Source organism: Ruegeria sp. HKCCD6647-2 (assembly GCF_057221075.1).
Genome location: NZ_JBWVBD010000002.1, coordinates 535,820 through 555,368, shown reverse-complemented (window position 1 = coordinate 555,368; position 19,549 = coordinate 535,820). Strand labels below are relative to the sequence as shown.

At 58.3% G+C, this 19,549-nt stretch carries 22 protein-coding genes; 14 read left to right on the top strand and 8 right to left on the bottom strand.

What is annotated here, in order from left to right; all coding sequences use genetic code 11:
- Window positions 1–10: 10 nt before the first annotated feature.
- Window positions 11–592 carry a transglycosylase SLT domain-containing protein gene (locus tag AC2TDJ_RS08740; RefSeq protein ID WP_480841242.1) on the bottom strand — a complete coding sequence of 194 codons (582 nt, stop codon included), beginning with the start codon at window positions 590–592 and terminating at the stop codon, window positions 11–13.
- A gap of 60 nt (window positions 593–652) precedes the next feature.
- Window positions 653–1,534: an AEC family transporter gene (locus tag AC2TDJ_RS08735; protein ID WP_480841240.1), complete on the bottom strand. Its 882-nt coding sequence runs from the start codon at window positions 1,532–1,534 to the stop codon at window positions 653–655.
- Window positions 1,535–1,614: 80 nt separating this feature from the next.
- Here AC2TDJ_RS08735 and hspQ point away from each other — a divergent pair, with 80 nt between their 5' ends.
- Window positions 1,615–1,941: a heat shock protein HspQ gene (gene hspQ, locus AC2TDJ_RS08730; protein ID WP_480841238.1), complete on the top strand. Its 327-nt coding sequence runs from the start codon at window positions 1,615–1,617 to the stop codon at window positions 1,939–1,941.
- 34 nt (window positions 1,942–1,975) lie between these two features.
- Here the strand turns inward: hspQ and AC2TDJ_RS08725 are convergent, their stop codons facing one another.
- The 3 genes from AC2TDJ_RS08725 to AC2TDJ_RS08715 form a co-directional block, all read right to left on the bottom strand.
- Window positions 1,976–3,553, bottom strand: a complete 1,578-nt coding sequence (locus AC2TDJ_RS08725; RefSeq protein ID WP_480841236.1) for a gamma-glutamyltransferase family protein — start codon at window positions 3,551–3,553, stop codon at window positions 1,976–1,978.
- Between the two features lie 211 nt (window positions 3,554–3,764).
- Window positions 3,765–4,214, bottom strand: a complete 450-nt coding sequence (locus AC2TDJ_RS08720; RefSeq protein ID WP_480841234.1) for an ATP-binding protein — start codon at window positions 4,212–4,214, stop codon at window positions 3,765–3,767.
- Between the two features lie 22 nt (window positions 4,215–4,236).
- A complete protein-coding gene (locus AC2TDJ_RS08715) occupies window positions 4,237–4,575 on the bottom strand; it encodes an STAS domain-containing protein (RefSeq protein WP_480841232.1) in 339 nt (112 codons plus the stop codon).
- A gap of 100 nt (window positions 4,576–4,675) precedes the next feature.
- On the opposite strand from AC2TDJ_RS08715, the gene AC2TDJ_RS08710 reads away from it, so the two are divergent.
- From AC2TDJ_RS08710 to AC2TDJ_RS08700, 3 genes are all read left to right on the top strand, one after another.
- Window positions 4,676–5,848 carry a thiolase family protein gene (locus AC2TDJ_RS08710; RefSeq protein ID WP_480841230.1) on the top strand — a complete coding sequence of 391 codons (1,173 nt, stop codon included), beginning with the start codon at window positions 4,676–4,678 and terminating at the stop codon, window positions 5,846–5,848.
- A 94-nt stretch (window positions 5,849–5,942) separates the two neighbouring features.
- Window positions 5,943–6,395, top strand: a complete 453-nt coding sequence (locus AC2TDJ_RS08705; protein ID WP_480841228.1) for a GAF domain-containing protein — start codon at window positions 5,943–5,945, stop codon at window positions 6,393–6,395.
- A gap of 31 nt (window positions 6,396–6,426) precedes the next feature.
- Window positions 6,427–6,891 (top strand): NUDIX hydrolase, encoded by a 465-nt coding sequence (locus tag AC2TDJ_RS08700; RefSeq protein ID WP_480841226.1) that lies wholly within the window; start codon window positions 6,427–6,429, stop codon window positions 6,889–6,891.
- A gap of 27 nt (window positions 6,892–6,918) precedes the next feature.
- Here AC2TDJ_RS08700 and AC2TDJ_RS08695 read toward each other — a convergent pair whose 3' ends face one another.
- Complete coding sequence (locus AC2TDJ_RS08695) at window positions 6,919–7,338, bottom strand: DUF1294 domain-containing protein (protein WP_480841224.1); 420 nt, start codon at window positions 7,336–7,338, stop codon at window positions 6,919–6,921.
- Here AC2TDJ_RS08695 and AC2TDJ_RS08690 point away from each other — a divergent pair.
- The 10 genes from AC2TDJ_RS08690 (at window position 7,318) to rarD (ending at window position 18,422) form a co-directional block, all read left to right on the top strand.
- Window positions 7,318–7,887: a helix-turn-helix domain-containing protein gene (locus AC2TDJ_RS08690; protein ID WP_480841222.1), complete on the top strand. Its 570-nt coding sequence runs from the start codon at window positions 7,318–7,320 to the stop codon at window positions 7,885–7,887. The two genes, AC2TDJ_RS08695 and AC2TDJ_RS08690, sit on opposite strands and share 21 nt — an antisense overlap.
- Entirely contained in the window at window positions 7,887–8,510 is a 624-nt protein-coding gene (locus tag AC2TDJ_RS08685) for a LysE family translocator (protein ID WP_480841220.1), read from the top strand. Before AC2TDJ_RS08690 ends, AC2TDJ_RS08685 begins: the two co-directional genes overlap by 1 nt.
- Window positions 8,511–8,514: 4 nt before the next feature.
- Window positions 8,515–8,895, top strand: a complete 381-nt coding sequence (locus AC2TDJ_RS08680) for a GFA family protein (RefSeq protein WP_480841218.1) — start codon at window positions 8,515–8,517, stop codon at window positions 8,893–8,895.
- 14 nt (window positions 8,896–8,909) lie between these two features.
- On the top strand, window positions 8,910–11,357 hold the full coding sequence (locus tag AC2TDJ_RS08675) for a GcvT family protein (protein ID WP_480841216.1): 2,448 nt from the start codon (window positions 8,910–8,912) through the stop codon (window positions 11,355–11,357).
- 18 nt (window positions 11,358–11,375) lie between these two features.
- Window positions 11,376–11,846 carry a cupin domain-containing protein gene (locus AC2TDJ_RS08670; RefSeq protein WP_480841214.1) on the top strand — a complete coding sequence of 157 codons (471 nt, stop codon included), beginning with the start codon at window positions 11,376–11,378 and terminating at the stop codon, window positions 11,844–11,846.
- Between the two features lie 9 nt (window positions 11,847–11,855).
- Window positions 11,856–12,908 (top strand): zinc-binding dehydrogenase, encoded by a 1,053-nt coding sequence (locus tag AC2TDJ_RS08665; RefSeq protein WP_480841212.1) that lies wholly within the window; start codon window positions 11,856–11,858, stop codon window positions 12,906–12,908.
- Window positions 12,909–12,920: 12 nt separating this feature from the next.
- A complete protein-coding gene (locus tag AC2TDJ_RS08660; RefSeq protein ID WP_480841210.1) occupies window positions 12,921–13,814 on the top strand; it encodes a homocysteine S-methyltransferase family protein in 894 nt (297 codons plus the stop codon).
- A gap of 10 nt (window positions 13,815–13,824) precedes the next feature.
- The gene (locus AC2TDJ_RS08655; RefSeq protein ID WP_480841208.1) at window positions 13,825–14,808 is read left to right on the top strand and encodes a GlxA family transcriptional regulator; all 984 of its coding nucleotides are present in this window, start codon (window positions 13,825–13,827) and stop codon (window positions 14,806–14,808) included.
- 89 nt (window positions 14,809–14,897) lie between these two features.
- Window positions 14,898–17,351 carry a GcvT family protein gene (locus tag AC2TDJ_RS08650; protein WP_480841206.1) on the top strand — a complete coding sequence of 818 codons (2,454 nt, stop codon included), beginning with the start codon at window positions 14,898–14,900 and terminating at the stop codon, window positions 17,349–17,351.
- 165 nt (window positions 17,352–17,516) lie between these two features.
- Complete coding sequence (gene rarD, locus AC2TDJ_RS08645; protein ID WP_480841204.1) at window positions 17,517–18,422, top strand: EamA family transporter RarD; 906 nt, start codon at window positions 17,517–17,519, stop codon at window positions 18,420–18,422.
- Here rarD and AC2TDJ_RS08640 read toward each other — a convergent pair.
- The gene (locus AC2TDJ_RS08640; RefSeq protein ID WP_480841202.1) at window positions 18,413–19,120 is read right to left on the bottom strand and encodes an SGNH/GDSL hydrolase family protein; all 708 of its coding nucleotides are present in this window, start codon (window positions 19,118–19,120) and stop codon (window positions 18,413–18,415) included. The genes rarD and AC2TDJ_RS08640 overlap by 10 nt on opposite strands.
- A gap of 2 nt (window positions 19,121–19,122) precedes the next feature.
- Window positions 19,123–19,533 carry a nuclear transport factor 2 family protein gene (locus tag AC2TDJ_RS08635; RefSeq protein WP_480841200.1) on the bottom strand — a complete coding sequence of 137 codons (411 nt, stop codon included), beginning with the start codon at window positions 19,531–19,533 and terminating at the stop codon, window positions 19,123–19,125.
- Window positions 19,534–19,549 lie beyond the last annotated feature (16 nt).

Here is a 19,549-nt window from a genome sequence, read left to right as displayed (position 1 = left end):
CGCCCCACCATCAATAGCGGCAGGTGGACAACTGCGCCTGATAGAGCTGCGCGCGCGCATCCACTTCATCGGCGACATTCAGCAACCATGACTTGCCGTTGTGGCTGCCGCGGGCATAGCCCGTGTGGCCTTCGTGATAGGCCAGATACTGATTGCGTGTATCGCTGGGATGAATACCGTTGCGCTCATAGCTTTTGTTCATGTACCAGCCGATAAAGTCCGACGCGTCGCGGATGCGATCACGTTTGGCGCGGCGCTTGCCGGTTTCGCGCTGGTACTGTTCCCAAGTCCCATCCAGCGCCTGACCATATCCGTAGGCGCTGCTTTGGCGACCCATCGGTATGACGCCAAGAACGTATTTATGCGGCGTCCGCGCGTCATGCCGATAGCGGCTTTCTTGATAGATCGTTGCCATCTGGACGTGCACGGGAACGCCCCATTTGCGTTCGGTGCTCTTGAAGGCCTTGATATAGTCCGGCTTTTCGCGCGCAATGCTGCACGCGTCGTTCAATCTGCTGGGTGGTTGCTTTGACCCACCCCCACAGGATGCCAAAAGCAGCACCCCTAAGAGTACGAAAAGAATTCTGCTCATGTGCCTCGTGCCTTTTTTCTTTATTCTAGCGCAGATTGAGTTCTGATGAAATCACAATCGCTACAGAACGATAGCTAGAATTAATGGTAACGCGGCGACACTCAGCAAAGTTGACACCATGACCATGCCGGCGACGGCGTCTGAATCGGCTTCAAACCGCTCGGCCAGCAAATATGATGTCACGGCGACCGGAGTGCACATCTGCAGCACCAGAACGCCAAAGCCGATGGCTTCGAGATCGAACAGGGCCGCCACCGCCCAGCCAAGGGCGAAACACACAGCCAGTTTCAGGATCGACAGCCAAGCAGCGGCGCGCAAGCTGTGGGTCGAGAGGCGGGCGATCGCAACGCCCAATGTGATCAGCATCAGTGGGACAGCCATTTGCCCCAACAGTCCCAACGTATTGGTCAGGAAGACCGGTGTTTCCCACCCGCGCCACAAAAACAATGCGCCCAGAAGGGTGGCCCAGACCATGGGTTCACGCAGGACTTTGCCAAAAGCGCCTTTGCCGGCCACGAGGTATATGCCGTAGGTGAACGAAAACAGGGCTGTGACTGACAGGAAGATGACCGCATAGCCCAGCCCGGCCTGACCAAACGCAAAGATGCACAGGGGCAGGCCCAGATTGCCGGTATTGCCGAAAATCAGCGGCGACAGATACGTGCGCTGTTCCAGTTTCAGGACGCGTACCAACAGCCAAAACACGACTGCCAGCGCCAGATTGGCCGCTATGGTCGCCAGCGTGAAACGGGACAAATCTCCGCCCGGAATCTCGGTCTGCATCAGCGCCACGAAGATCAGGCTGGGCACGGCCAGCGTCATGGCAAAACGTGTGACGAATTGCAGACGGTACTCAAAACCAAGTCGGACCCAGGTAAAGCCAATTGCTGCCAGTAAAAAAACCGGAGCGACGATTTCGAACACTGTCAGCAAGAGGTTCACAGACTGTTTCCCCGATTCGTGGATCAATGGTTGGCTTTTTGGCCCGGAAAGAGGTAGTTAAAGCTTTGGGGGCTGAAACAATGCTGAAAACACACGCCAAGTACCGCCTGGGCCAGGTGGTTCGACATCGCAGACACCCTTTTCGGGGGGTGATTTTTGACGTGGATCCAGAGTTCGCCAATTCGGAAGAGTGGTATGAAGCCATTCCCGAAGACAGCCGCCCTGTTAAGGATCAGCCGTTCTATCACCTGTTGGCGGAGAACGACCAATCCTTCTATGTTGCTTATGTTTCTGAACAAAATCTGATTGAGGACCAATCGGGTGAGCCCGTGGACCACCCGGATATTCCCAACATGTTCGGCCCATTTCAGGACGGATCCTACTCTCTGCACTTTCAGTTGAACTGATTTGTCATTCCTGGGCTTCTGCCTGGCCCGTCGTTCAATACCCAAGGGCACAACCGTCCTTTCTGGGATCGCTTGCGCCTGCCAAAATGCCACTGTCAAGGATGTGGATAGCTTGGGCTCCGCCCAGGGGTGTTTCCGGTGTTTCTATAATATGGCCCAAGTCGGATAATTGTTGCCGAACAGTATCGGGATATCCGCGCTCAAGTTTGAGCACCCCGCCATCTGCAAACGCGCGCGGGCCATTAACGTTCTCCTGAAGTTCAAGATCGAAATCCACGATGTTGGACAGAAAGCGGGCATGACCGGTGGGCTGATAGGCGCCACCCATCACCCCAAAGGGCATCATGACACGACCGTTCTGGCGCAGAATACCGGGAATGATCGTGTGCATGGGGCGCTTTCCACCGCCGAGTTCATTTGGGTGTCCCTGCTGCAGAGTGAACCCGGCGCCGCGGTTCTGCAGTAGGATACCAAACTTCTCGGACGCTATTCCCGAGCCAAAGCTGTGAAAAATCGAGTAAATCAGCGAAACGGCCATTCTGTCGCGATCGACCACCGAGATATAGACCGTGTCTTTGTGGATTGCTTCGGTCAGTTGGGCGGCTGCCTGCATGGCGCGCCGAGGATCTATGAGCGCCGCCAGCGTACTTGCGGTTTCAGCGGACAGAAAACGATCCGTCAGCGCGCTGAAATCCGGGTCGGCGATAAATCGATTGCGCGCGTCATAGGCCAGCTTGGTCGCCTCAGCCTCAATATGAATGCGTTCGGCGCCCCAGGGATCCATCCTGGTCAGGTCGAAATGCTTCAGAATGTTAAGCAACAATATCGCCGTGGCGCCTTGACCATTTGGGGGATGCTCCAGCAGCTCAATGCCGCCGTAGTCACCGCTTATCGGTTGGGCTTCAGAAAATTTGACGTCCGCAAAGTCCTGCGCCGTATGAACTCCACCCATGCCAGTAAGCGCGGCCAACATGTCTTCGGCGATTTCACCGGTGTAGAAGGCATCACGCCCATCCTGCGCGATCCGGCGCAACACCTCGGCCTGGCCCGGCGCGCGAAATACCTGGCCGGTTCGAAGTGGTTTTCCATCAAGCAGAAAATGGCCCCGGGCGGCACCTTGCAACGTGTTTGCTCCGTTTGCCCAGTCAAAGGCCACCCTCGGGGCAACGGGAACCCCTGCTTCAGCGTAGTGGATCGCCGGTTGCAAAATCGCGTCCAGCCCCAACTTTCCTTCCGTTTGCGACAGGTGACAAAACGCATCAACTGCCCCAGGGATTGTCACCGCGTCCGGGCCATTCAAAGGCATAGAGGTCAGTCCTTTTTCCCGCAACAGCGATGCGTTGGCGTTGGCCGGCGCACGACCCGATCCGTTCAGAGCCCGGACAGTCTCATCGCCAGCCCGGTTGAACAGCACAAAGCAATCCCCGCCGATACCCGTCATCTGAGGTTCGCAAATACCCAACAGAACAGCACCCGCGATGGCAGCGTCCATCGCGTTTCCGCCCTGTCCTAGTATGTCCAATGCAACCTTTGCGGCCAATGGATGCGACGTTGCGCACATCCCATTTGTCGCCAAAACCTCGGACCGGCCCGGCACGTGCAAATCCCGCATAAGCGACTCCTCCCATCAAGCATTCAGAGAGTAAGACGCGGTCAGGAATTGTCCAATTGAATCAGGGGTAAATTCCTCGGCGCCGTTCACTGGGTGGGGGCTGTGACATTCGACGCCGAGGGAAGCTATCTGAGCTACACCCCATTTCTGCTCTTTGTTTGCGGCGCTACAATGGTTCGATCTGGGCGTTATTGTGACCATTTATGGCTCACTATGACAAATCCGTGAGATCAAACCTCAGAAACAACCGATTGCGCCCATCGCGTCGCTCATACCGGACTTCATTGGACAGTTTTCGTATCAGAAACCAACCGAAACCTCCCTCAGGCAGGTCCTGGCGTGCTGTGTCCACTGAAGAGGGAACGCCGCTTGGCAATTGCATCTCGGGCATCGGGTTTCCGGTGTCCAAAATGAGAACATCCAGCTTTTTCTGGCGCAAGTGGCATTCAATGCAAATTTCTGCGGGCTGGACATCCGCGTAGGCATGTTCCACGACGTTATTGATCGCCTCTGCCAAAGCTATTTTGACGTCATCCGCTTTTTCAGGCGGAACACCCAACTCCACCAGTCGCGCGCTGAGGGTCGCAACCCCAGCGCTTGCCTGAGATTCGATTGCCCCAAAGCACAGAGTCACGCAGTCGTTTTCGCAGTTTCGGGTCACGCCAATCTACTCCCGACCGGCGTCAGCCTGCACCTGCGACCAGCGCGTCATCCAGCGAGGCGAACAGTTTGAACACGGTGTCCATCCGCGTCAGGCGAAACACTTTCTCGACCACCGGATGCAGCCCTGCCAGATCCAGCCTGCACCCCTCCCCCAACTGCTTCATAGACGCGACAATTGCGCCTAGCCCGCTCGAGTCGATGAATTCGACGGCGGACAAATCCAGGATGACGCGAGTTGCACCCGCCTCGGTTTGGGTCCGCATGTCTTCCTTGAATTGTATGGCCATAGCCGCATCGATACGGTCGCAATGGACCTTGATAACCTGTGTATTGCCGGCTGTGGTGCTGCTTAGCCCCATGGTCAACGGCCTCCGGTTTGAGAAATGATCGTAGAAATACGCTAGACGGCAATTCTTACCATTCGGTATCCAAGGGTCGGAATTCCAAGGGAGGCGTCAGATGAAAGAAGTTGTGATCGCAGGGGCCGCGCGTACCCCCATGGGCGGGTTTCAGGGGATGTTCGATGGCGTCGCTGCCGCCGAATTGGGTGGCACCGCAATCCGGGCCGCGCTGCAGGGCGCTGGTACAGATACCGCGGACGAAGTGCTTATGGGCTGCGTTCTTCCGGCAGGTCAGGGTCAGGCCCCGGCACGGCAGGCCGGCTTTGCGGCGGGGTTGGGCGAAGAAGTTCCTGCCACAACGCTCAACAAGATGTGCGGCTCCGGGATGAAGGCCGCGATGATGGCCTTTGACCAGATCGCACTGGGCCATGCCAATACCATGGTTGCCGGCGGGATGGAGAGCATGACGAATGCGCCTTACCTGCTGCCCAAGATGCGGGGCGGCGCCCGTATCGGCCATGGTCAGGTGGTGGACCACATGTTCCTGGACGGGTTGGAAGACGCCTATGACAAAGGTCGCCTGATGGGCACCTTCGCCGAAGACTGTGCCGAAGCCTATCAGTTCACGCGTGAGGCGCAGGACGAATACGCCCTGCAATCTCTGTCAAACGCCCTGAATGCACAGGACAATGGCGCGTTTGATACGGAAATAACCTCCGTGACAATCCGAACCAGAAAGGGCGAGGTCACTCAGGATACAGATGAACAACCAAAGTCGGCGCGTCCCGAGAAGATCCCGACGCTGAAGCCCGCCTTTCGCAAAGACGGCACGGTTACAGCGGCCAATTCCTCGTCGATTTCGGACGGGGCGGCCGCACTGGTTCTGGCTTCCGCCGAGGCCGCCGAGGCGCAAGGCCTCACTGTTCGGGCGCGCATTTTGGGCCACGCCAGTCACGCCCAGGCGCCGGGTCTGTTCACGACAGCGCCCGTCCCGGCAGCGCAGAAGCTGCTGTCACGTATTGGGTGGAGCAAAGAAGACGTCGATTTGTGGGAAGTCAACGAAGCCTTCGCCGTTGTCCCCATGGCGTTCATGCATGAAATGGGCCTGCCGCGCGATATCGTAAACGTCAACGGCGGTGCTTGCGCGCTGGGTCACCCCATTGGCGCATCGGGCGCGCGGATCATGGTCACACTTCTCAACGCTCTGGAAAAACGGAACCTCAAACGCGGGGTCGCAGCCATCTGCATCGGCGGCGGCGAAGGCACTGCGATTGCCATCGAACGGGTTTGACCCTTCATCTTTTTCGAAATACTCCGGGGGTGAATTGAGCCAACGGCTCAAGAGGGGGCAGCGCCCCCTTCACTCAGCCCGGATGTGCATCGAAATGACCGCAGACTACGAGACGCTCGCCAAGACGATTACCGCCCTGACCGAAGGGGAAACCGATCAGATCGCTCTCATGGCGACCGTCGCCTGCGAGTTTCATCATTCGGACGACCGGTTCGACTGGACGGGATTCTATCGCGTGACCGAACCCGGATTGCTGAAAATTGGTCCCTATCAAGGGGGGCATGGCTGCCTCGTCATCCCGTTTGAGCGCGGAGTATGCGGCGCGGCCGCCCGTACAGGTGATGTGCAACTGGTACCTGACGTGGATGCGTTCCCCGGACATATCGCCTGTGCATCTTCGACCCGGTCCGAGCTTGTCCTGCCTGTTCGGAACACCGCGGGAGAGATTATTGCTGTGTTCGACATCGACAGCGATCAACCGGATGCGTTTTCTGAAGATGATGCCAGAAATATCGGGCAGATCCTGACGCAAGTATTTTCACGATAGCTGGTAGATCAAGAAGCCTACGGTCCTGAGTATGCCCGAGATTCCCATAAAAGCTTTTATTGTCTCGTTGGTTGCAATCCGTGAAAACCGTGGCGAATTCGAAGTTCTGCTTTTGAGACGCACTCAGTCGCTTGAAGGCGAATGGTGCCAGATTGCAGGTTCGGTAGAAGACGGCGAAACCGCCTCGCAAGCAGCTTTGCGCGAGCTTTGGGAAGAAACGGGACTGCGTCCCGGGTCGCTGTATTCCGCAGATATCTGCGAGCAATTCTACGAACCGATGCGCGATTCAATTACAATGGCACCCGTTTTTGTGGCCTTTATCGATAGCGGGGCAGAAGTGACGCTGAACTTCGAACACAGTGAATACTGTTGGATTGATTTTGACACAGCCATTGAGCGTGTCCCCTTCGGTGGCCAACGGCGAGTCCTTCGTTGGATTCATGAAGAGTTTGTCATCAGAAGACCCAGTCGGCACCTGCAAATCGGGTTGAAATAGGTAAGGTTTCCGGCTTCTGGTGGCAATTCATTTCGGCCCAAACGTGGGACCTGAAACCAGCAGAAAAATCGCTGCTGCCTGAAAAACCAGTATTGCAAACAACCATATTGAGAACGCGCGCTTGCGCGTCTTGTGTCGAAACATCCAATGCCCCAGCATTGCACCGGGGCTGCCACCCAGAATTGCCAGCCATAACAACCGCCTTTCGGGCACTCGTCTTTTTCGGCGACTGGATTGTCTTTTGTCCCATCCAAATGCCAGTAGAGTCAGGCCGTTGATCGCCCAAAGGTAGGTCACTGCTATCCACATGACCATGCCATAACCAATCGAAAAACCAGACCCAAGTGAAAAAACGCTTGGAATTTTCACCGATTCGGGACAACGTGAAAAAAGCGATGAAATTTTCACGACAGCCCGGACCGGCCAATGAACGATCAGCCCCCCCATAGCGCGACACTTGGCGCCGACATACGCGCCCTGCGCAAGGCGCGGGGTCTGACGCTTGCCGAAATCGCGGCCAAGCTTGATCGCTCGGTCGGCTGGTTCAGCCAGGTCGAACGGGACATGTCGGAACCGTCGATTTCGGACCTTCGACAGATTGCACAAAGCCTGGGTGTTCCGATGTCGATGCTGTTTGCGCATTCCGCAGCGCCCGCGGACGAGCAGGGATATGTTGTTCGCGCCGGATCACGCCGCCCGATGGGGTCAGGGGAAGAAGGGTTGATCGAGGAACTGCTCTCACCCGATCTGACCGACGTTTTCGAGATGGTGCATTCCACTTTCCAACCTCACTCGCGCATGCAGACCCCTGCGAACCGGCCCACGCAGGAAGTCGGTTACATGGTGTCCGGGCGGCTTGATCTCAAAATAGGCGATCGCGAATACACAGTGGGTGCCGGCGACAGTTTCAGGATCAAGCACCAACCCTATCAATGGTCGAACCCTTATGACGAGCCCGCAGTTGCGGTCTGGGTCATCGCGCCCCCGGTGTACTGATGAGCTTTGAGGCCTGGACCATATTCGCATTGTTCTGGGTGGTCTTCGTCACCACCCCGGGCCCGAATGCTGTCAACTGCATCTCGAATGGGATGAGCCTGTCGTTCCCCAAGGCAATGCTGGGCGTTCTGGCGATCCTGACGCAAGCCAGCGCGTTTCTGATCCTGTCGGCTCTGGGTGTGACCGCACTGATCGCAGCATCCCCGACCGGGTTTTTCATTGCAAAGCTGATCGGCGCAGGCTTCCTGATCTGGCTTGGAATTCGCGGCTGGATGAATGCAACCAGACCGGTGCCGGCTTCGGAAAGGCCAGCGCGGCATGTCTATCTGCATGCACTGGCCGTTGCCACGATCAACCCGAAAAGCGTCGCGGGGTATCTGGCCGCCTTCTCGCAATTCGTTCAACCGGACATGCCGATATGGCAGCAGATGGCGGTGATCATGCCGACGGCGCTGATCATCACGACACTCAGCTATACTGGGTTCACTTTGCTCGGGGCGGTGATGGGCAAAGCGGCATTGGGCGCCGTGTTCAATATCTGGGTACGCCGTGTGATGGCGGCTTGTTTCATCATCTATGGCGTGTTGCTGGGGACCAGCACTACACCGACAGCTAGGGGGTAATCAGATGCACAATGGTTCCTGCCTGTGCGGCTCCGTGGCATTCGCCATTGACGGAGAGCTGTCGCCACCTTCGGTCTGCCATTGCGGCCAGTGCCGCAAGCAATCCGGTCATATCTGGGCCTCGACCTCAACTCATCAGGACAACCTGAGCTTTTCCGCCCGCGATACGCTTGGCTGGTTTCGCGCATCGGATATCGCAAGGCGCGGCTTTTGCAGGAACTGCGGCTCGTTCCTGTTCTGGCAGCACAATGACGAGGACACGATTTCGATTTCCATGGGCGCGCTGGATGCGCCGACCGGACTGAACCTCGCCCGCCACATCTTCGTGGCTGACAAGGGCGATTATTACGACATCACGGACGACCTGCCTCAAGAGGCGCAATAACAGGAACTGAAAACATGAGTGATTTTCCGACAAAAGCCCGCGTGGTCATCATCGGTGGCGGTGTGGTGGGGACCTCCTCGCTGTATCATCTGGCCAAGAAGGGTTGGACTGACTGCGTGCTGCTGGAAAAGAACGAGCTGACCGCAGGCTCGACCTGGCACGCTGCGGGGAACGTGCCGACCTTTTCGACCTCTTGGGCGATCATGAACATGCAGCGGTATTCGACCGAGCTGTATTCGCGTCTGGGTGAAGAGGTCGACTATCCGATGAACTATCACCAGACCGGGTCGATCCGTCTGGCGCACTCCAAGGAACGTGTGCAGGAGTTCGAGCGTGCCTGCGCGATGGGCCGTTATCAGGGCATCGAGATGGAGATGTGGACGCCGGAACAGGCCAAGGAAAAATATCCGTTCCTCGAGATCCACGACCTTGAGGGCGTGCTGTTCGACCCAAGCGATGGCGACATCGACCCGGCGCAGCTGACACAGGCACTGGCCAAGGGTGCGCGCGATATGGGCGCCCGTATCCTGCGCTTTACTCCCGCAACCGGCGTGACACAGCACGACGATGGCACCTGGACCGTCAGCACCGAGAAGGGCGACATCGATTGTGATTACGTGGTGAACGCCGCCGGTTACTACGCCCAACGTGTTGGCGAATGGTTCAAGCCCTATGGCGGCCGCACTGTTCCGATGATGGTAATGAGCCACCAGTACCTGCTGTCCGAAGAGATCCCCGAGATCGAGGCGTGGACCAAGGAAACCGGTAAAAAGCTGCCGCTGCTGCGCGACGTGGACGTGTCCTATTACCTGCGGCAGGAAAAGCACGGCTTCAACCTTGGCCCCTACGAGCCCAACTGCAAGGGCCACTGGATGACCGAGGATGACAAGATGCCCGACGATTTCAGCTTCCAGCTTTGGAACGATGATTTGGACCGGATCGAAGACATCGTTACCGACGCAATGGAACGTGTGCCGCTGATGGGCACATCGGGTGTCTCCCGCGTTATCAACGGGCCCATCCCCTATGCTCCGGACGGTCTGCCGCTGATCGGCCCGATGCCGGGTGTGAAGAACGCCTTCGAGGCGTGCGTCTTCACGTTCGGCATCGCGCAGGGTGGTGGCGCAGGCAAGGTGCTGGCCGAATGGATCGTCGACGGTGCGACGGAGTGGGATATGTGGGCCGTCGATCCGCGCCGCTACACCGACTACACCGATCAGGATTACTGTAACCAGAAAGGTCTGGAAGTTTACGGCAACGAATACGCCATGCACTTCCCACACCACGAATGGCCAGCCGCGCGCGACAAAAAGCTGTCGCCGGTGCACGCCAAGGTCAAAGCGCTGGGCGGCGTCATGGGTGCCTATAACGGCTGGGAGCGTGCCAACTGGTTCGCGCAGCCGGGCGATGACACATCGCTTGAGGCAACCCATACCTGGGGTCGGTCCGGCCCGTGGGAACAGCGGATCAAAGAAGAATGCGAGGCTGTGCGAGACCATTGCGGGGTGCTGGATCTGCCAGGCTTCTCGCGCTTCATGGTCAAGGGGGAAGGCGCCGCTGAGGCGCTGCGCGGTCTGGCAACCGGTGGGCTGCCAAAGGTCGGCCGGATGAACCTGATCTATGTCGCCGATGACCGTGGTCGCATTCTGACCGAAATGTCCTGCATCCGTCTGGGTGAGGATGAGTTCATAATGATTACCGCTGCGACAGCGCAATGGCATGACCGCGATATCCTTATGAACGCCATGCCCGCAGGTGTGTCGGTCGAGGATGTCACCACCACGCGCGACACTCTGATCGTCACCGGTCCGAAGTCACGGGAAGTCCTTTCGGGTATGACAGATGCAGATCTGGTCTCGGGGTGGCTTACACATCAGTCCGCCACCGTAGCAGGCCAACCTGCCTACCTGATCCGCGTTTCCTTCGCCGGTGAGCTGGGATGGGAAGTGCACGCACTGAACGAGCATATGCCTGCGATCTATGACGCGATCATTGACGCCGGTGCCAAGCCGTTCGGGATGTACGCTCTCAACAGCCTGCGTATCGAAAAAGGCTATCGCGCGTGGAAGGGCGACCTGTCGACCGATTACTCGTTGCTCGAAGGCGGTTTGGAGCGGTTCGTCAAGCTGGACAAGCCGCAGGACTTTCCCGGCAAGGCTGCAATCCTGAACGAAAAACAGCAGGGCGTGAAAAAGGCCTTTGTCACCATGACGGTGGATGCCGGAGATTGCGATGCACCGTACATGTCCTGCATCTGGCAGGGCGATCAGATCGTGGGTGAAACGACGTCGGGCGCATGGGGCTACCGCGTCGGCAAGTCCATCGCGCTTGGTATGATCAAGGCCGAGCTTGCCAACCCCGGCACTGAGCTTGAGGTCGAAATCTACGGTCAAAGGTGCCGCGCTGTGGTAGAGCAGGACCAGCCGCTTTGGGATCCCGAGAACGAGCGGTTGCGCGCTTAACCCCTGACGGAGACCGTCATGAGCAAACGATACGCCAAACTGGGACCCGGTGAGGGTCCCAACTATGACTGGGAAAACGACCATACTTTCGTGAAGGTATCAGGTCAGGACACGGGCGGTGCGTATACGCTCATGGAAGACAACCTGAAGGCCAGCTTCGCGCTTGGCCTTCATCGCCATGACAGCCATGCCGAGACATTCTATTTTCTCGAAGGCGTGGTGGATTTCTACGTCGATGGCGACTGGCATAGGTGCTCGCCCGGAACGACAATGCATGTCCCGCCGGGCATTCCGCATGCCTGTCGCATCGCAAACGGCGCGCCCGCAAAGATGCTGATGGTTTTCCAGCCTTCGGGATTTGACGATTTCCTCGCAGAACTGGCCACAATGAGCGAGGCTGATTTCACCGATGATTCCAGAATGGCCGCGCTGAACGCTCGCTATGACATCGTGCCAATGGGCCCTGTCCCTCCGCATCCGGATGATTGAGGCCGAGCGATGGCGATCCCCAAGCAAATGTCTGGTGTCTATCTCACCCGTCACGGCGGGCCAGAGGCGCTGGAATGGCGCGAGGATATTCCGGTTCCAAACCCCGGACCGGGGCAAGTACTTGTACGGGTCGCTGCTGCCGGAGTGAACAACACCGACATCAACACGCGCGTCGGCTGGTACGCGCCCGAGGTGACCGGCGCGACAGACGCGGTCGATCAGGACATCGCCGCCGGAGGGTGGGGCGGAGCGCTTCGGTTCCCCCGTATTCAAGGAGGTGATCTGTGCGGGTATGTGGAAAGAGCCGGACCTGAAACCGGGTTCACTGTGGGTCAGCGCGTGACCTGCCCGATCAACCTGCCGCGTCCGCGCCCCAACCATCCCTCGGGCTTCATCGCGCTGGGTTCGGAAATCGATGGCGCGTTTGCGCAATATTGCTTGGTTGAGGCAAGCGATCTTTACGATGTTTCCGCCTCGCCACTGTCCGACAGTGAAATAGCCGCCATCCCTTGTGCGTATGGAACAGCCGAAAACCTGCTGACCCGTGCAGGGGTGATGAACGGGCACAAGATATTGATTACCGGCGCGTCCGGCGGCGTCGGCCTGGCCGCCGTCCAACTGGCCACTTTGAGAGGTGCCACGGTGTGGGGTGTCACCAGCGCCCCCAAGGCAGAGGTTGTCAAAGGTCAAGGTGCCGCAGAAACATTCGATCGTGGCGCGCCACTGCCGAAGGACATGTTCGACGTTGTGATCGATGTCGTTGGCGGCCCGGCCTGGCCGGATTTGATCAGGGCCTTGAAACCGGGCGGTCACTACGCAGTCTCCGGAGCCATCGCTGGTCCGATCGTCGAGGCGGATCTGCGCGACATCTATTTGCGAGACATCACGATTCACGGCTGTACCCATCAGGCGTTCGAAGTTTTCGGGCGACTGGTCGAGATGATCAAAAAAGGGCGGATCAAACCTCTGATCTCAAAGACTTATCCCTTGAAGGACATCGTCCTGGCACAACAGGATTTCCAGTCCAAGGCATTACCGGGAAAACTGGTGCTCATCCCCTGAGGAACGCGGAACATGGCAGATATCACGCTACTGGATGGTTCGATCGGACAAGAATTGATGAAGCGCAGCGGTGAAACGCCGACGCCATTGTGGTCGACGCGCGTGATGATCGACCAACCCGAATTGCTGGGTGCGGTGCATGCCGAGTATTTCCGCCGGGGCGCCACGATTGCAACAACGAATACGTACGCGGTGCACCGCTCGCGCCTTGAACGCGAGGGGATGGAAGATCAAATGCCTGCGCTGATCAACGCGGCGTTGTCTCAGGCGGAGCAAGCGCGGCAGGGAACGGGCGACCGGATTGCGGGCTCTCTGGGCCCGCTGCTTGCAAGCTATCGCCCCGATCTGAACCCCGACCCGAATGATGCCGCAACAAAATTCGGCGAGCTTGTTCAATTGATGCAGGACCGGGTTGACCTGTTCCTGATCGAAACCGTGTCGTCCGTGCAAGAGGCCGAGGGTGCGCTGCGTGGTACGCAGAACTGCGGTAAGCCGGTTTGGCTGGCGCTGACGGTCATGGATCACGATGGCACGTGCCTGCGGTCAGGCGAACCGGTTGCGGACATTGCCCCGCTGATTGAACGGTTTGAACCCGCAGCGGTGCTGATCAACTGCTCGCGGCCCGAGGCGATCCCGGCGGCGCTGGATGTTATCGCAACGTTCGGGCCGCCATTCGGCGCCTATGCAAATGGATTCACGGGAATCTCGGATGGGTTTCTGAAAGAAGCGCCAACAGTGGATGCACTGGAACAGCGCCATGACCTTGGCCCTGAAGCCTATGCTGCCCACGCCTTGAGCTGGGTTGAACAAGGGGCAACGATTGTTGGCGGGTGCTGCGAAGTCGGTCCGGACCATATCGAAACGCTGGCGCAGTGTTTGCGCACAGCCGGGCACAGGATCGTTTGAAGGTCGCGTTATGTCCAATCATTCAACGCCAGACGCATCCGAACAGGCCCGGCAACAGTGGCATTTCGACATAATTGTCGCGCCCGGTTACGTCTTGTTGGAATTGGCGTCACTTGTGGAAGTGTTGCGCATTGCCAACCGCGTCTGTCCCTACCCGCCTTTCACCTTTTCCTACCGGTCTCTGAAGGGCGGGTCGATTACAAGCAGCAGTGGAGCGACTGTGGAAACCGAGTCGGTGGCAACCCGACGGCAGGCGGATTACCTGTTTGTCATCGGAAACTCGAACCCCGATCAGCCGGAATTATCCCTTGGGCGCATCGTGTCGGATTACACTTACCACGGCGCGCAGGTCTTTCTGCTGGCCGAAGCGGCCAGCCGCTATATCAAGGAGCAAGGGACAGCCGATCTGGCGACCCACTGGGAGAACGCGTCATTCCTGAGAGAGCGTGGCGCGCGCTTCGAGGCCAAATTGTCCATTGCGACCGAACAGGGGGGTGTGGTGACCTGCGCCGGGATGGGGGCCACGACCGACATTGCGCTGTCCGTGATCGGACGGCACATCTCGGGGCCTGCCAAATTGACGGTCGCGGACATCATGCTGCATGAGAAAATCCGCGATTTTTCCTCGATGCAACCGTTCTCGGGTGGCAAGAATACGGCAACCGGAGACGCCAAGCTGGACCAGTGCATCAAACTGATGCAGGCCAATATCGAAGAGCCTTTGCCGATCAATCAGATCGTTGATTCGCTGAATCTGTCCAATCGCTCTTTGGAGCGAAAGTTCAAGGCAGTGTTTGGCACGACGCCTAACGGATTCTATCGCGAAATGCGGCTTGCCAAGGCCAATAACCTGCTGCTGAACACCACAATGAGCGTGCGCGAAATCGGGTTGGCCTGCGGGTTTCCAAACGGTTTTTCGTCCGTTTACAAAAGCTTCTTCGGTGTGACACCGTTTGTTCTGCGGCGGGAAAAGCGGTTGGCGTCGCATCGTTGATTTTTGACGATTCACTGACGTTTTTCGTGCATTTTGTGTCGATCTTTCGTGCCATTGAGGTGAAAACCTGACAAAGCGGAGACATCAGGATGGTTGATCTTCCCACCAAGGCCCGTGTGGTCATCATCGGCGGCGGCGTGATCGGATGCTCGGTCGCCTATCACCTGACCAAGAAGGGCTGGAAGGATGTTGTGCTGCTTGAGCGCAAGCAGCTGACCAGCGGCACGACCTGGCACGCCGCAGGCCTGATCGCGCAGCTTCGGGCGACGGCGAACATGACCAAACTCGCCAAGTACAGTCAGGAACTCTATGGCTCGCTGGAGGAGGAAACCGGGGTCGCCACCGGGTTCAAGCGCGTCGGATCGATCACCGTGGCCCTGACCGACGAGCGGAAGGAAGAGATCTATCGCCAGGCCGCGATGGCGCGAGCCTTTGGCGTTGAGGTCGAAGAAATATCGAATGAGCGCGTACAGGAACTCTATCCGCATCTGAACCTCGACGGCGTCAGGGGCGCTGTATATCTGCCGCTGGACGGGCAGGGTGACCCGGCCAACATCGCGCTGGCACTGGCAAAAGGTGCACGGCAGCGCGGCGGGATCGTCAAGGAACGCGTGAAGGTCACCGACATTGTCAAGCAGGGTCGCAACGTGACCGGAGTGGACTGGGTTGCCGATGATGGCAGCGCAAGCGGCCACATCGAATGCGACATGGTGGTGAACTGCGCGGGCATGTGGGGTCACGAAGTTGGCCGTATGGCCGGTGTGAACGTGCCGCTTCATGCCTGCGAGCACTTCTACATCGTGACCGAAGGCATCGACGGCCTGACTCAGTTGCCGGTTCTGCGCGTGCCGGACGAATGCGCGTATTACAAGGAAGACGCGGGCAAGATTCTGTTGGGTGCGTTCGAACCCAACGCCAAGCCCTGGGCGATGGAAGGCATCCCGGACACGTTTGAATTTGATCAACTACCCGAGGATTTCGACCATTTTGAACCGATCCTTGAGGCCGCGTGCAACCGCATGCCAATGTTGGCTGAAGCAGGGATTCACACGTTCTTCAACGGTCCGGAATCCTTCACCCCGGACGACGCCTATCACTTGGGTCTGGCGCCCGAAATGGATAATGTCTGGGTGGCCGTAGGGTTCAACTCGATCGGTATCCAGTCGGCCGGCGGTGCGGGCATGGCGCTGGCTGAATGGATGGATACGGGCGAGAAGCCGTTCGATCTGGGTGATGTCGACATCAGCCGGATGCAGCCATTTCAGGGCAACAAGAAATATCTGTTCGAACGGTCGAAAGAAACGCTGGGCCTGCTCTACGCTGACCACTATCCCTATCGCCAGAAGGCGACGGCGCGAGGGGTGCGCCGCACGCCGTTCCATCAGCACCTGAAGGTACAGGGTGCCGTCTTTGGTGAACTCGCGGGCTGGGAACGCGCCAACTGGTTCGCCGGCGAAGGACAGGAGCGGGAGTATCAGTATAGCTGGAAACGTCAGAACTGGTTTGAAAACTCAGCCGCCGAGCACAAGGCAGTTCGCGAGAATGTAGGCATGTACGACATGTCTTCCTTCGGCAAGATCCGGGTCGAGGGCGTGGACGCCGAGAAGTTCATGAACTACATCGGTGGAGGTGATTATTCGGTGCCGACCGGCAAGATCGTCTACACCCAGTTCCTCAACCGAAATGGCGGGATCGAGGCCGATGTCACCGTCACCCGTTTGACCGAGACAGCTTATCTGGTCGTAACCCCTGCGGCGACCCGACTGGCGGATCAGACCTGGATGCAACGCCATGCGGGCAATTTCAACGTGGTCATCACCGATGTCACCGCAGGCGAAGGCGTGCTGGCCGTCATGGGGCCGAACGCGCGTGCATTGCTGGAAAAGGTCTCGCCCAATGACTTCTCGAACGCCACGAACCCCTTCGGCACGGCGCAGGAGATCGAGATCGGTATGGGCCTGGCCCGCGCGCATCGCGTGACTTATGTAGGTGAGCTTGGGTGGGAGATCTACGTTTCCTCCGACATGGCGGGCCACGTGTTCGAAACACTGCATGAGGCCGGTCAGGACATGGGGTTGAAGCTGTGCGGCATGCATATGATGGACAGTTGCCGGATCGAAAAGGGCTTCCGTCACTTCGGCCATGACATCACCTGCGAGGATCATGTGGTCGATGCCGGGCTGGGGTTTGCGGTCAAGGTCGACAAAGGCTGCGATTTCATCGGGCGCGAGGCCGTGATCGTACGAAAGGAAAGCGGGCCGGAAAATCGTCTGGTGCAGTTCCGCCTGACTGATCCGGAACCTCTGCTGTTTCATAACGAGCCGATCATCCGTGACGGCAAATATGTGGGCTATCTCAGTTCGGGCAATTACGGACACACATTGGGCGGCGCGATAGGAATGGGATACGTTCCGTGCAAGGGCGAAAAGGCGGCGGATGTTCTTGGGTCGAGCTACGAGATCGATGTCTGCGGTACCAAGGTCAAAGCCGAGGCCTCGCTGAAGCCGATGTATGACCCAGGATCTGAGCGCGTTAAGGTGTAAGCGCTGAAGACAACTAAGACCGGGGCGCAACGACGTCCCGGTCTTAGTTTGGGGTCGGCGCTTGGGGACATATCAGAATTTCTGATGACCCTCTTCACGCTTTTCGCAGTTTTCAAAACCCCGCGACCTGCCATAAAGACAAACGGTATCAGCCGGAGACCTGTCATGGCAGACGCAACCACTCAAATGCAGAATGTCGATACGCCCAAAGGCTTGGCTTTGGCGGTTACGGCCTATGTCCTATGGGGGTTTCTGCCGCTTTATATGAAGGCCATGGCACATATCGGACCGGTGGAGATCGTTGCCCATCGGATCATCTGGTCGGTCCCTGTGGCAGGCTTGCTGCTGATTGCGCTGGGTCGAACAAAGGACCTGAAAGCCGCTTTGCGGAACCCGGGAATGCTGGGAATGGCGTGCCTGACGGCCGCGCTGATTTCCGTCAACTGGGCAATTTATGTCTGGGCTATCGCCAGTGGCAACGCTTTGGACGCAGCGCTTGGGTATTACATCAACCCATTGTTCAGCATTGCGCTGGGCGCGATCCTTCTGCGAGAGCCGTTGAACCGCACGCAACTCGTGGCGGTCGGGTTGGCGGCGCTTGGCGTACTGGTTCTGGTGCTGGAGGCCGGTCGCCTGCCTTGGGCTGCGCTGGGGTTGATGGTCAGCTGGGGGTTTTATGCGTTCTTCAAGAGGTCGCTCCCGATTGGTCCCAATCAGGGATTTCTGCTCGAAGTTTTGATCCTGCTGTTCCCGGCGCTGGCCTATGTGACGTGGATGGGTGCGCAGGGAACCGGACATTTCGGCGCCGCCATATCCGACACCATGCTGTTGGCCGGAGCGGGGGTTGTTACCGCCGTTCCCTTGCTTGTCTACGCAAACGGGGCCAAGCTGGTGCGCCTGTCCACGATGGGCATCCTGCAATACATTGCCCCGACCATGATCTTCATCACGGCAATCACGGCGTTCGGTGAACATATCGACCGTGGTCGCATGATCGCCTTTCCGCTAATCTGGGCGGCGCTGGTGGTGTATTCCATTCCGATGATCCGGCAGATCCGCGCTCAGGCCTGAATCAGCCGAGCTGCTTCCCGGGCCCAGATCGCATAGGTCTTTGGGCTGGGATGGTACCCGTCAGGCGCGGCCAGTGCAGGGTCGTCGGGCAAGTCCAATGTAAGATGCGTGGCTTGCGGAAAGGTGTCCGCGACCTGTTGCAGTCCCTGATTCAATCGATCTGCCTGCCTGCCGAGGACCCAGGCCAGGGGCTGCGGCAATGCTGGAAAACGATTCATCTGTGGGACCGCCGTCAGCACAACCCGCCGCGCGCCCATTTGACTGGTGAGAAGATGCAACAGTCGGGCCTGCCGGTCGACAAACTGTCTGCAAGTCACCGCGCGGGTGACATCGTTGACGCCCAACGCCGTCACCACGGCATCAAATTTGCCGTTCAGTCCTTCAAGCCGGTCAATAGTGTCCAAGGTAGTATGGCCGGTGGTGGCCTCCAACCGCCATTCAACGCAATAGTGCCGCGCCAGTTGCGCCACGAGGTGACCCGAAAGTGCCTGTTTCTGGGTGCCCGCCCCGACGCCGGCCGCGGAGCTGTCGCCGGCAACGAGCAGCCGCAGACGAGGTCCGCGTCCCTCGCGCCCTTGACGCGGGCCGATGGGCTCGGGCAGAAGTTGGGCACGACGCCGGACAGACAGTCCCTGTGCGGCCAATACCGGCAGCAATGGCACCCGCAGAATCTGATCAGCTGCAATAGGACCCGGCATGTTCAGCTCAGCGCGTTTTTGAATTCCAGGAATCGCGGGTCAGTCATGACCCGGGCCATCATCGCCTCTCGCAAAGCTCCGATGGTCTTGTAAGGGCGCATGACCACCTCAAACTCCTGTATAAGGCCGTCATCGTTGAGGGTGATCAGATCGACGCCGACCGCATCCAGGTCACCAACTTTGCACTGAAACTCCAGCGCCCAGTCATTGCCGCTGCCCATGACCCGTCGATACCGAAAATCCGTGAACACCTGCCCCACATGCCCCAATACCGCTGCGACCGGCGCCCGGCCCGTCCAGGTGCTGTAGTAGGTTGGCGGCGAAAATCGGACATCTTCGGCCAGCAACTCATGGATCAGGCTCTCATCGCCCTTGGCAACAACTTCTTGCATTCGTTGGATTGTAGGGTGCATGTCGTCTTCCTTTGAT